Source organism: Rouxiella sp. T17 (assembly GCF_036663475.1).
Lineage (GTDB): Bacteria > Pseudomonadota > Gammaproteobacteria > Enterobacterales > Enterobacteriaceae > Rouxiella.
On sequence record NZ_JAWUEA010000026.1, the window covers coordinates 58,028 to 70,432 of the forward strand.

The following is a 12,405-nucleotide window of genomic DNA, read 5'->3' on the forward strand; positions in this document are numbered from 1 at the left end:
CAAGTGTTTGTTTCAAATATACTGCTAGTATCCTCCCTGGTGCTTCCGAGTATCCATTTGAAAAAAATCCTTCTGAAAGTGCTCCGAAGCCGCCTTGCGGCAAATAGGGTCCAGTTCTATAAAGCCCCGATTTATCGGGGTTTTTTATTATTGTTTCGGCAATAAGACTGGCAGCAGAATCACTGGGCTATAGGCCCTTTTTTTATGTCTTGGGGGTGGACTTGTCCACATTAGAACAAAAGTTAACAGAGATGATTTCAGCACCGGTCGAAGCTTTAGGTTTTGAACTGGTAGGTATCGAGTTCGTTCGAGCTCGCCAATCGACGCTACGCATCTATATTGATAGTGAAGACGGGATCAACGTTGATGATTGTGCTGATGTCAGCCACCAGGTTAGCGCCGTTCTCGAAGTAGAAGATCCGATTACCGTTGCCTATAACCTGGAAGTTTCCTCCCCGGGCCTCGATCGCCCTATGTTCACCGCAGACCATTATCAACGATTCCTTGGTGATGAAGTAAGCGTTGTATTGCGAATGGCAATGCAGAACCGCCGCAAATGGCAGGGAATAATCAAGGCTGTCGAAGGCGAAATGATCACGGTTACGGTGGATGGGAAAGACGAAGTGTTCGCACTGAGCAACATCCAGAAGGCGAACCTGGTACCCCACTTTTAAAGTTAGGATGAGGCAACTAGGATGAATAAAGAAATTCTGGCTGTTGTAGAAGCAGTTTCGAATGAAAAGTCCCTTCCGCGCGAGAAAATTTTTGAAGCGCTGGAAACTGCATTGTCGACAGCGACCAAGAAAAAGTACGAGCAGGAAATCGAAGTTCGCGTCACCATCGACCGTAAGACCGGCGACTTTGACACTTTCCGCCGCTGGGTAGCCGTAGACGAAGTCACTCAGCCGACGCGTGAAATCACGATCGAAGCTGCGCAATACGAAGATCCATCCATTCAGTTGGGTGATTACATCGAAGATCAAATCGAATCCGTCACCTTTGACCGTATTACCACGCAGACCGCCAAACAGGTCATCGTACAGAAAGTACGTGAAGCCGAGCGCGCGATGGTAGTCGATGCTTTCCGCGAACAGGAAGGCGAAATTGTGACCGGCGTCGTCAAGAAAGTGAACCGTGACAGCATCGCTCTGGATCTCGGCAGCAACGCTGAAGCCGTTATCCTGCGCGAAGACATGCTTCCGCGTGAAAACTTCCGCTCCGGTGACCGTATTCGCGGCGTACTTTACGCTGTGCGCCCTGAAGCGCGTGGCGCACAACTGTTCGTTAGCCGTTCACGTAACGAGATGCTGGTCGAGTTGTTCCGCATCGAAGTACCAGAAATCGGCGAAGAACTGATTGAAATCAAGGCCGCAGCCCGCGATCCGGGTTCACGCGCCAAGATTGCAGTAAAAACCAACGATAAGCGTATCGACCCTGTTGGTGCTTGTGTCGGTATGCGCGGTGCGCGCGTTCAGGCCGTTTCCAGTGAACTGGGCGGTGAACGTATTGATATCATCCTCTGGGATGACAATCCTGCGCAATTCGTTATCAACGCTATGGCGCCGGCCGATGTCGCGTCTATCGTTGTTGATGAAGACAAGTGCACCATGGATATCGCCGTTGAAGCCAGCAATCTGGCTCAGGCGATTGGTCGTAACGGCCAAAACGTGCGTTTAGCCTCCCAGCTTCTGAAGCAGCATCGTGGTGATGACAAGTGGGAACTGAACGTGATGACAGCAGACGATCTGCAGGCCAAACATCAGGCCGAGGCGCATGCTGCAATTGAAACCTTCACCAAATACCTGGCAATCGACGCAGATTTCGCGACGGTTCTGGTTGAAGAAGGCTTCTCTACCCTCGAAGAGCTGGCTTACGTGCCGGTGAACGAGTTGCTTGAAATCGATGGTCTGGACGAAGACACGGTTGATGCGCTGCGCGAACGCGCGAAAGAAGCGCTGACTACCCTGGCCCTGGCACAGGAAGAAAGTCTCGGTGACAACAAGCCTGCTGAGGATCTGCTGAATCTTGCAGGTTTGGAACGCAGTATGGCGTTTAAACTAGCAGCAATCGGTGTTTGCACGCTGGAAGATCTTGCCGAGCAGGGTGTCGACGATCTCACTGATATTGATGGTCTTAATGACGAACAGGCGGGTGAATTAATCATGGCCGCTCGTAATATCTGTTGGTTCGGCGACAATGCGTAATAAACTGTAGCAGGAAGGAACAGCATGACAGATGTAACCGTAAAATCGCTGGCAGCGGAGATCCAAACTCCTGTCGATCGCCTGGTACAGCAATTTGCTGACGCAGGGATTGATAAGTCTGAAGCTGACTCTGTCACCCAGCACGAAAAAGAAACACTGTTGGCGCATTTGAATGGTGGAAATTCGAATGCGACAAACAAACTTACGTTACAACGCAAAACGCGTAGTACACTTAATGTTCCGAGCACCGGCGGGAAGAGTAAATCGGTGCAAATCGAAGTCCGCAAGAAACGCACTTATGTTAAACGTGATATGACCGAGGCAGAAGTTGCCCAGGCCGAAGCGGAAGAGCAGTCAAAGCGTGAAGCGGAAGAACAGGCTCAGCGTGTAGCACAAGAGCAGGTCCAGCAAGCGGCCGCTCAAGAGAAAGCTAAACGTGAAGCCGCTGAGCAAGCCAAACGTGAGGCCGCTGAAAAAGCTAAGCGTGACGCAGCGGAAAAAGATAAAGTGACGAATCAACATACCGACGAAGTAACCAAGCCAGGTCAGGCAGAAAAAGTACGCCGCGAAGCGGAAGCTGCAGAGCTTAAGCGTAAAGCGGAACAAGAAGCCCAGCGCAAAATCGAAGAGAACGCCAAACGCGTTGCTGAAGAAGCACGTAAAATGGCTGACTCCGGCGTCTGGACCGAAGCGCCTGCCCCTAGCGAAGCCGAAGCAGAAACTGCTGACTACCACGTCACCACTTCCCAGCACGCACGTGCTGCAGAAGATGAAAACGACGCGAAAGTTGAAGGCGAGCGCCGTGCGCGCACCCGTGGCGGAAAAGCGACCAAGCAGAAGAAAGGCAATAAACTGTCTGAATCTAAAGCCGATCGCGAAGAAGCCCGTGCCGTTGGCCGTAATGGCAAAGGCAAGCGCAAGCCAAGCACCCTGCAACAGAGCTTCAACAAGCCTGTCGTAGCGGTTAACCGCGACGTTGTCGTGGGCGAAACTATCACCGTAGCCGAACTGGCTAACAAAATGGCCGTCAAAGGCTCTCAGGTCATCAAAACCATGATGAAACTGGGCGCTATGGCGACCATCAACCAGGTTATCGATCAGGAAACAGCTCAGCTGGTTGCTGAAGAGATGGGCCACAAGGTTATCCTGCGTCGTGAGAACGAGCTGGAAGAAGCGCTGATGAGCGACCGTGACAACGGCGATTCAGATGCTGCTGAACAACGCGCACCTGTTGTTACCATCATGGGCCACGTTGACCACGGTAAAACCTCTTTGCTCGACTACATTCGTTCAACGAAAGTAGCCGCAGGCGAAGCGGGTGGTATTACCCAGCACATTGGTGCATACCACGTTGAAACCGAAAATGGCATGATCACCTTCCTGGATACCCCTGGACACGCCGCGTTTACTTCAATGCGTGCTCGTGGTGCCAAGGCGACAGACATCGTGGTTCTGGTTGTTTCTGCAGATGATGGCGTGATGCCTCAGACCGTCGAAGCCGTACAGCATGCGAAAGCCGCTGGCGTGCCAATCGTGGTTGCAGTGAACAAAATCGACAAGCCGGAAGCCGATCCCGATCGCGTTAAAACCGAGCTGTCCCAGTACAACGTTATGCCGGAAGAGTGGGGCGGCGAGTCTCCGTTCATCCACGTATCAGCGAAAGCCGGTACCGGTATCGACGACCTGCTGGAAGCTATCCTGCTGCAAGCCGAAGTTCTTGAACTGAAAGCAGTGCGCACCGGTATGGCAAGCGGCGTTGTCATCGAATCCTTCCTTGATAAAGGTCGTGGCCCAGTGGCTACCGTTCTGGTTCAAGAAGGTACGCTCAACAAGGGTGACATCATCCTGTGTGGCTTCGAATACGGCCGTGTGCGTGCGATGCGTGACGAAATGGGTCGCGATATCACCTCTGCGGGTCCTTCTATCCCTGTCGAAGTTCTGGGCTTGTCCAGCGTTCCGGCTGCGGGTGATGAAGTTACCGTTGTGCGTGACGAGAAGAAAGCACGTGAAGTTGCGCTGTATCGTCAGGGCAAATTCCGCGAAGTTAAACTGGCTCGCCAGCAGAAATCTAAACTGGAAAACATGTTTGCGAACATGACCGAAGGCGAAGTTTCTGAACTGAACATCGTGTTGAAATCTGACGTGCAGGGTTCTTGCGAAGCTATCTCCGATGCGCTGCAAAACCTGTCGACTGCTGAAGTTAAAGTTAAAATCGTGGGCATGGGCGTAGGTGGTATCACCGAAACCGACGCGACGCTGGCTGCGGCTTCCAACGCTATCATCCTGGGCTTCAACGTACGTGCCGATGCTTCTGCTCGCCGCGTCGTAGAAAACGAAAGCCTGGATCTGCGTTACTACTCCGTCATCTATAACCTGATTGACGAAGTTAAGCAGGCGATGAGCGGTATGTTGGCACCAGAATACAAACAGCAAATCATTGGTCTGGCTGAAGTTCGTGACGTGTTCAAGTCACCGAAATTCGGCGCTATTGCAGGCTGTATGGTTACTGAAGGTATGATCAAGCGTAACAACCCAATCCGCGTTCTGCGTGACAACGTGGTTATCTATGAAGGCGAGCTGGAATCCCTGCGCCGCTTCAAAGATGACGTTGCCGAAGTCCGTAACGGCATGGAATGTGGTATCGGCGTTAAGAACTACAACGACGTACGTCCTGGCGATGTGATCGAAGTCTTCGAAATCATCGAAATCAAACGTACCATCGCTTAACGTTTACGTTTTCGATTGTATCCAGAACGATAGGGGGCCTTGTGCCCCCTTATTTGTCTGAGGCTTGGTGAAGTACAAGTTTGGAGTATTAAATTATGGCTAAAGAATTCAGCCGTACCCAGCGCGTCTCGCAAGAGATGCAAAAAGAGATCGCTATTATTCTGCAGCGCGAAGTCAAAGACCCGCGCGTAGGCATGGCGACGGTTTCCGGCGTTGAAGTTTCCCGCGACCTGGCTTATGCCAAAGTTTTCGTGACCTTCCTGGACGTGTTGACCAGCGAACCTCAAGATCCTGACCGTGTTAAAAACGGTATCAAGGCCCTGCAGGACGCCTCTGGTTTTATCCGTACCCTGATTGGCAAGGCGATGCGTTTACGCGTTGTTCCCGAGCTGACTTTTGCCTACGACAACTCGCTGGTTGAGGGCATGCGCATGTCCAACCTGGTGACCAACGTAGTGAAAAATGATGCCGAACGTCGTTCTGCCGCAGGCGACGACGAGGAATCATAATGAGTCGCCCACGTCGCCGAGGTCGTGATATTCACGGCGTTTTATTACTCGATAAATCACTCGGATTGTCGTCCAACGATGCGTTGCAAAAGGTGAAGCGCCTTTACAACGCCAACCGCGCAGGGCATACCGGCGCGTTGGACCCGCTGGCCACCGGCATGCTGCCGCTGTGTCTCGGCGAGGCAACCAAGTTTTCACGTTTCCTGCTCGATTCCGACAAGCGTTATCGCGTTATCGCCCGCATGGGCCAGCGCACGGACACCTCTGATGCCGAAGGCCAGATTATTTCCGAACGTCCGGTGACTTTCACTCAGGCCCAGCTTGACGAGGCGCTTGAAAGTTTCCGTGGCGAGACGCAGCAGATCCCTTCAATGTATTCAGCATTGAAATACCAGGGCCGTAAACTCTACGAGTATGCGCGCGAAGGGATTGAAGTACCGCGAGAATCACGCAGCATCACAGTGTATGAATTACAGTTCATCCGCTGGGAAGGCGAAGAAGTCGAGCTGGAAATTCACTGTTCCAAAGGCACCTATATTCGCACCATCGTCGATGACCTGGGTGAGAAGCTAGGCTGTGGCGCGCACGTGACTTTCCTGCGTCGTTTGCAGGTGGCAACCTATCCATTTGAACGGATGGTAACGATGGACCAGCTGAACGCGCTGATTGCTCAGGCAGAAGCCGAAGGCGTTGAGCCGCGCACGCTGCTCGACCCGCTGCTGCTGCCGATGGACAGTCCGTGTGAAGATTTTCCTGAAGTCAATTTACTGCCCGTGGTGGCCGCTTATGTCAAGCAGGGCCAGCCGGTGCAAGCGTCGGGCGCACCGCTTTCGGGTCTGGTGCGCATGACCGAAGGTGAAGAGCGTAAGTTCATCGGTGTTGCTGAAATCGATGATCAGGGCCGCGTTGCTCCTAAACGTCTGGTTGTAGAGTATCCTGAGTAAATTGCGGGCCTGTTAAAGCAGGCTGGCGAGTTAACACAGTGTTGCTCATGTTGCGATCGGGCATATCAAAGAGTAGAATAGCGCAGCTTATGCATGGGGTAGCTGAATTAGAGATCGGCGCCCGTTTAATTAATCTATAATATTTTGGAGTTCATTATGTCTCTAAGCGTTGAAGCGAAAGCTCAAATCGTTGCAGACTTCGGTCGCGGTACTAACGACAGCGGTTCTACCGAAGTTCAGGTTGCTCTGTTGACTGCTCAGATTAACCATCTGCAAGGTCACTTCTCCGAGCACAAAAAAGATCACCACAGCCGTCGTGGTCTGCTGCGTATGGTTTCTCAGCGTCGTAAGCTGCTGGATTACCTGAAGCGCAAAGACGTAGCACGCTACACCACCGTTATCGAACGTCTGGGTCTGCGTCGCTAAGTTAGCGAGTTTCAGTGTAAAGGGGCCACAAGTTGGCCCCTTTATTCTAGGGAGCATCGGTAAACTGTTTCTTGCCAGAACCCTTGTTTCTACGCTACTTTTTTATAAATGCGTTTGTTAGTGACGATTTATAAAAAAGTAGAGTGTTATAGAGTAGATTGTTAGCGAGATCTTCCATTGCTGAGGTTCGCGCGGCTAATGAGAGACTTTAATCCCGCCGAGAGGATTAAGGATTGTCATTAGTCGCGAGGATGTAATGTGAAGTTCAGATTTTATTGACGTGAACTGCTGTCATAACAGCTGCGCGTCGCCAAAAAAGGATCATACATTGTCATTTCTTGATGCGAAAATTCGTAAATTTCAATACGGTCAACATACCGTAACTATCGAAACCGGTATGATGGCTCGTCAGGCCACCGCCGCTGTTATGGTTAGCATGGACGACACCGCGGTATTCGTTACCGTTGTTGGCCAGAAAAAAGCCAAGCCGGGCCAGAGCTTCTTCCCGCTGACTGTAAACTACCAGGAGCGTACTTACGCTGCCGGTAAAATTCCGGGTAGCTTCTTCCGTCGTGAAGCACGTCCAAGCGAAGGCGAGACCCTGACTTCCCGTCTGATCGACCGTCCAATTCGTCCACTGTTCCCGGACAGCTTCCTGAATGAAGTTCAGGTTATTGCGACCGTTGTTTCTCTGAACCCGCAGGTTAACCCGGACATCGTTGCGATGATCGGTGCTTCTGCTGCGCTGAGCCTGTCTGGCATTCCGTTCAACGGCCCAATCGGTGCTGCACGCGTCGGTTACATCAACGACCAGTACGTGCTGAACCCAACGGCTGAAGAACTGCTTGAAAGCAAGCTGGACCTCGTGGTTGCCGGTACTCAGAACGCGGTTCTGATGGTTGAATCCGAAGCCGAGATCCTGAGCGAAGAGCAGATGCTGGGTGCAGTAGTATTCGGTCACGACCAACAGCAAATCGTTATCAACGAAATCAACGCGCTGGTTGCCGAAGCAGGCAAGCCTAAGTGGGATTGGCAGCCAGAAGTGGTTAACGCCGCGCTGCACGCTCGCATTGCCGCTAAAGCTGAATCTCTGCTGGGCGACGCTTACCGCATCACCGACAAGCAAGAGCGTTACGCTCGCATCAACGTCATCAAAGACGAAGTCACGGCTTCCCTGCTGGCCGAAGAAGAGACGCTGGACGCTGGCGAAATCTCCGACCTGCTGGGCGCAATCGAGAAGAACGTAGTGCGTAGCCGCGTACTGAGCGGTGCTCCGCGTATCGATGGCCGTGAAAAAGACACCATCCGTGCGCTTGACGTGCGTACTGGCGTGCTGCCACGTACCCACGGTTCTTCACTGTTTACCCGTGGCGAAACGCAGGCGCTGGTTACCGCAACTCTGGGTACTACCCGTGATGCGCAGAATCTCGACGAACTGATGGGTGCCAAAACTGACACCTTCCTGTTCCACTATAACTTCCCTCCGTACTCCGTAGGCGAAACCGGCATGGTCGGTTCACCTAAGCGTCGCGAAATCGGTCACGGCCGTTTGGCGAAACGCGGCGTGCTGGCAGTGATGCCTAAGTTTGAAGATTTCCCATACACCGTGCGCGTGGTATCTGAAATCACCGAATCAAACGGTTCTTCTTCAATGGCTTCCGTTTGTGGCGCGTCACTGGCTCTGATGGACGCAGGTGTGCCAATCAAGGCTGCCGTTGCGGGTATCGCGATGGGTCTGGTTAAAGATGGCGACAACTTCGTTGTACTGTCCGACATTCTGGGTGACGAAGACCACCTGGGCGACATGGACTTCAAAGTAGCCGGTAGCATCGACGGTATCACTGCTCTGCAGATGGATATCAAAATCGAAGGCATCACCCGTGAAATCATGCAGGCTGCACTGAGCCAGGCGAAGGGCGCGCGTACGCACATCCTGAGCGTGATGAACAATGCAATCAGCGAATCTCGCGGCGATATCTCGCAGTTCGCGCCACGCATTCACACCATCAAAATCAACGCTGACAAAATCAAAGATGTCATCGGTAAAGGTGGTTCTGTAATCCGTGCGCTGACCGAAGAAACGGGCACTACCATCGAAATCGAAGATGACGGCACCGTGAAAATTTCTGCGACCGACAACGAGAAAGCGAAACACGCTATCCGTCGTATCGAAGAAATCACTGCTGAAATCGAAGTTGGCCGTATCTATCAGGGTAAAGTTACCCGTATCGTTGACTTTGGCGCGTTCGTTGCCATCGGTGGCGGTAAAGAAGGCCTAGTCCACATTTCTCAAATCGCCGACAAGCGCGTAGAGAAAGTGACCGACTATCTGACGATGGGTCAGGAAGTGCCGGTTAAGGTTCTGGAAGTTGATCGTCAGGGCCGTGTGCGCTTGAGCATTAAAGAAGCGACCACCCCGTCTGAAGATTCGGCTGAACCAGCTGCAGAGTAATCTGTAACCTGTAGTTTACAGCTCCCGGCGTAATAGCTGGGAGTTGTTCGTATCATGAGCGCAGGAAGCGCTTGTGCTAAGCAAGCGGATAACAGGATGTTTGTCCAATGTTTGTCTTCGGGAGTTGAAATGAAGCCTTTCTTGCGCTGTTGTTATGTTGCGACAACACTTTTGTTGGCAGGATGCAGCAACCATGATTGGCGCAAAAACGAAGTCCTGGCAATCCCGTTGCAGCCTACTTTGCAGCAGGAAGTGATCCTGGCGCGTATGGAACAAATACTTGCCAGTCGTTCATTAACAGATGATGAGCGCGCACAGCTATTATATGAGCGCGGTGTGCTGTATGATAGTCTCGGACTCAGAGCACTAGCGCGAAATGATTTCTCACAAGCGCTATCTATTCGTCCTGATATGCCAGAAGTTTTTAACTACCTGGGGATTTACCTAACGCAGGCCGGCAACTACGATGCCGCCTATGAAGCGTTTGATTCTGTACTAGAGCTTGATCCAACTTACAATTACGCGCGTTTGAATCGCGGTATCGCCCTGTATTACGGTGGCAGATATTCGCTAGCGCAGGATGATTTGCAGGCGTTTTATCGAGACGATCCAAATGATCCCTTCCGTTCGTTGTGGCTATACCTTGCGGAGCGAGAAATCAATCCCAAGAATGCCGAAGTAGCGCTTCAAGAGCGTTACGACAAAGCGGACAGAGGGCAATGGGGATGGAATATCGTCGAATTCTACCTAGGCAAAATCAGCGAATCCACGCTGATGGACCGCCTAAAGGCAGAAGCAACGGATAACACTTCGCTCGCTGAGCATCTCAGTGAAACTGACTTCTATTTAGGTAAGCATTACCTAAGTCTGGGGGACAAGGACAGCGCTTCTGCACTGTTCAAACTGACGGTAGCTAACAACGTACATAACTTTGTTGAGCACCGCTATGCATTGTTGGAATTGGCGCTTTTGGGCCAAGAGCAAGACGACCTATCAGAATCGGACCAGCAATAGCTGACGACACTAATCAGCCTGATTAACCATGGCCTATGCCATTTTTAATCGCCTTTATTGGCGAGGGTTGCTTTGTTCGTTTTATAAACTAATTTGAGCCGGTTCACACTTTTCAATGAAAATGACTGAAAATTTTCTCGACGAGTTATGTAGACTGGCTGCCATTATTAATGAGGCACGTGTACATGACTACTGAGCTTGAAACCTCTTTTGCTGACCTGGGGCTGTCTGCTCCGATCATTTCTGCCCTGACCGATCTGGGCTACGAAAAACCATCACCGATCCAGGCTGAGTGTATTCCTCACCTGTTGAGCGGTCGCGACGTTCTGGGTATGGCTCAGACCGGTAGCGGTAAAACTGCAGCCTTCTCGCTGCCACTGTTGCACAACATTGATGCTTCCCTGAAAGCACCACAAATTCTTGTTTTGGCTCCAACCCGCGAACTGGCGGTTCAGGTTGCCGAAGCGATGACCGATTTCTCCAAGCACATGCACGGCGTTAACGTTGTTGCATTGTACGGCGGCCAGCGTTATGACGTGCAGTTGCGCGCTCTGCGTCAGGGTCCACAGGTTGTTGTGGGTACCCCGGGTCGTCTGCTGGATCACCTGAAACGCGGTACGTTGAACCTCTCTAACCTGAGCGGTCTGGTACTGGACGAAGCCGATGAAATGCTGCGTATGGGCTTCATCGAAGACGTAGAAACTATCATGGCGCAGATCCCGGCTGACCATCAGACCGCGCTGTTCTCTGCAACCATGCCAGAAGCGATTCGTCGTATTACACGTCGCTTCATGAAAGATCCGCAGGAAGTTCGCATCCAGTCAAGCATCACTACGCGTCCGGACATCAGCCAGAGCTACTGGTCTGTACACGGTATGCGTAAAAATGAAGCGCTGGTACGTTTCCTTGAAGCTGAAGATTTTGACGCGGCTATTATCTTTGTTCGCACCAAGAATGCGACCCTGGAAGTGGCTGAAGCGCTGGAACGTTCTGGTTACAGCTCTGCGGCACTGAACGGCGACATGAACCAGGCCCTGCGTGAGCAGACTCTGGAACGTCTGAAAGATGGCCGTCTGGATATTCTGATTGCAACCGACGTGGCAGCACGTGGTCTGGACGTTGAGCGTATCAGCCTGGTTGTAAACTATGATATCCCTATGGATTCAGAGTCTTACGTTCACCGTATCGGCCGTACCGGTCGTGCTGGCCGTGCTGGTCGCGCGCTGCTGTTCGTTGAGAACCGCGAACGTCGCCTGCTGCGCAACGTAGAACGCACCATGAAGCTGACTATTCCAGAAGTGGAATTGCCAACTGCAGAAGTGCTGGGTCAACGTCGTCTGGCCAAGTTTGCCGCTAAAGTTCAGCAGCAGCTTGAAAGCAGCGATCTGGATCAATACCGTGCGCTGCTGGCTCAGCTTCAGCCTGCAGAAGAGCTGGATGTTGAAACTTTGGCCGCAGCACTGCTGAAAATGGCACAGGGCGAACGTCCTCTGATCGTTGCCGCTGACCCAATCTTCAAAAGCCGTCCACCGCGTCGCGAATTTGAAGACCGTGGTGATCGTCCAGCTCGTGGCGACCGTCCTGTTCGTGGTGACCGTCCTTCACGTGATGGCGATCGTCCAGCGCGTGATGGTGCTGCTCCACGTCGCGAACGTCGTGATGCTGGCGAGATGGAACTGTACCGCATTGAAGTTGGCCGTGATGACGGCGTTGAAGTTCGTCACATCGTTGGCGCTATCGCTAACGAAGGCGACATCAGCAGCCGTTACATCGGTAACATCAAGCTGTTTGGCACCCACTCAACTATCGAGCTGCCTAAAGGTATGCCGGGCGAGATTCTGTCTCATTTCACCCGTACCCGCATCCTGAACAAGCCGATGAACATGCAGTTGATGGGCGATGCAGTACCACAGTCCGATCGTCGTGAGCGTCCAGCTGGCGGTGAGCGTCGTGGTAACGGTGCTCCACGTTCTTTCAGCGGCGAACGTCGTGAAGGTGGTGCAGGCCGTGGTCGTCCATTCAACGGCGAACGTCGTGAAGGTGGCAACTCTGCAGCTGGCGATCGTCGTCCGCCAAGCCGCGCACCACGTCGCACTACTGACGCATAATCTGTCCGACATTCAAAAGTC

At 52.4% G+C, this 12,405-nt stretch carries 10 protein-coding genes; all 10 read left to right on the plus strand.

The genetic code is table 11. From position 1 onward, the window contains the following. Positions 1-221: 221 nt before the first annotated feature. The 10 genes from rimP to SC206_RS06970 all read left to right on the plus strand — a co-directional run bounded on the left by rimP (position 222) and on the right by SC206_RS06970 (position 12,384). Positions 222-674, plus strand: a complete 453-nt coding sequence (gene rimP, locus SC206_RS06930; protein ID WP_332735494.1) for a ribosome maturation factor RimP — start codon at positions 222-224, stop codon at positions 672-674. Positions 675-695: 21 nt separating this feature from the next. Continuing rightward, complete coding sequence (gene nusA, locus SC206_RS06935; RefSeq protein WP_332735496.1) at positions 696-2,204, plus strand: transcription termination factor NusA; 1,509 nt, start codon at positions 696-698, stop codon at positions 2,202-2,204. Positions 2,205-2,228: 24 nt separating this feature from the next. After that, entirely contained in the window at positions 2,229-4,931 is a 2,703-nt protein-coding gene (gene infB / locus SC206_RS06940; protein ID WP_332735498.1) for a translation initiation factor IF-2, read from the plus strand. Between the two features lie 95 nt (positions 4,932-5,026). Further along, on the plus strand, positions 5,027-5,440 hold the full coding sequence (rbfA, locus tag SC206_RS06945) for a 30S ribosome-binding factor RbfA (protein ID WP_045049019.1): 414 nt from the start codon (positions 5,027-5,029) through the stop codon (positions 5,438-5,440). Beyond that, positions 5,440-6,384: a tRNA pseudouridine(55) synthase TruB gene (gene truB, locus SC206_RS06950; protein ID WP_332735503.1), complete on the plus strand. Its 945-nt coding sequence runs from the start codon at positions 5,440-5,442 to the stop codon at positions 6,382-6,384. The genes rbfA and truB overlap by 1 nt, the downstream gene beginning before the upstream one ends. A gap of 156 nt (positions 6,385-6,540) precedes the next feature. Beyond that, complete coding sequence (rpsO, locus tag SC206_RS06955; protein ID WP_332735505.1) at positions 6,541-6,810, plus strand: 30S ribosomal protein S15; 270 nt, start codon at positions 6,541-6,543, stop codon at positions 6,808-6,810. A gap of 328 nt (positions 6,811-7,138) precedes the next feature. Further along, positions 7,139-9,262 carry a polyribonucleotide nucleotidyltransferase gene (gene pnp, locus SC206_RS06960; RefSeq protein ID WP_442976036.1) on the plus strand — a complete coding sequence of 708 codons (2,124 nt, stop codon included), beginning with the start codon at positions 7,139-7,141 and terminating at the stop codon, positions 9,260-9,262. A 129-nt stretch (positions 9,263-9,391) separates the two neighbouring features. Further along, positions 9,392-10,276, plus strand: a complete 885-nt coding sequence (nlpI, locus tag SC206_RS06965) for a lipoprotein NlpI (protein WP_332735507.1) — start codon at positions 9,392-9,394, stop codon at positions 10,274-10,276. 121 nt (positions 10,277-10,397) lie between these two features. Then, positions 10,398-10,472 (plus strand): protein YrbN, encoded by a 75-nt coding sequence (gene yrbN, locus SC206_RS22070; protein WP_223499600.1) that lies wholly within the window; start codon positions 10,398-10,400, stop codon positions 10,470-10,472. Further along, positions 10,462-12,384, plus strand: a complete 1,923-nt coding sequence (locus SC206_RS06970) for a DEAD/DEAH family ATP-dependent RNA helicase (RefSeq protein WP_332735509.1) — start codon at positions 10,462-10,464, stop codon at positions 12,382-12,384. Before yrbN ends, SC206_RS06970 begins: the two co-directional genes overlap by 11 nt. Positions 12,385-12,405 lie beyond the last annotated feature (21 nt).

Coding starts and splice junctions, on each gene's coding strand:
- nusA (WP_332735496.1), top strand. CDS start 696: ATGAATAAAGAAATTCTGGCTGTTGTAGAAGCAGTTTCGAATGAAAAG.
- infB (WP_332735498.1), top strand. CDS start 2,229: ATGACAGATGTAACCGTAAAATCGCTGGCAGCGGAGATCCAAACTCCT.
- rbfA (WP_045049019.1), top strand. CDS start 5,027: ATGGCTAAAGAATTCAGCCGTACCCAGCGCGTCTCGCAAGAGATGCAA.
- truB (WP_332735503.1), top strand. CDS start 5,440: ATGAGTCGCCCACGTCGCCGAGGTCGTGATATTCACGGCGTTTTATTA.
- rpsO (WP_332735505.1), top strand. CDS start 6,541: ATGTCTCTAAGCGTTGAAGCGAAAGCTCAAATCGTTGCAGACTTCGGT.
- nlpI (WP_332735507.1), top strand. CDS start 9,392: ATGAAGCCTTTCTTGCGCTGTTGTTATGTTGCGACAACACTTTTGTTG.
- SC206_RS06970 (WP_332735509.1), top strand. CDS start 10,462: ATGACTACTGAGCTTGAAACCTCTTTTGCTGACCTGGGGCTGTCTGCT.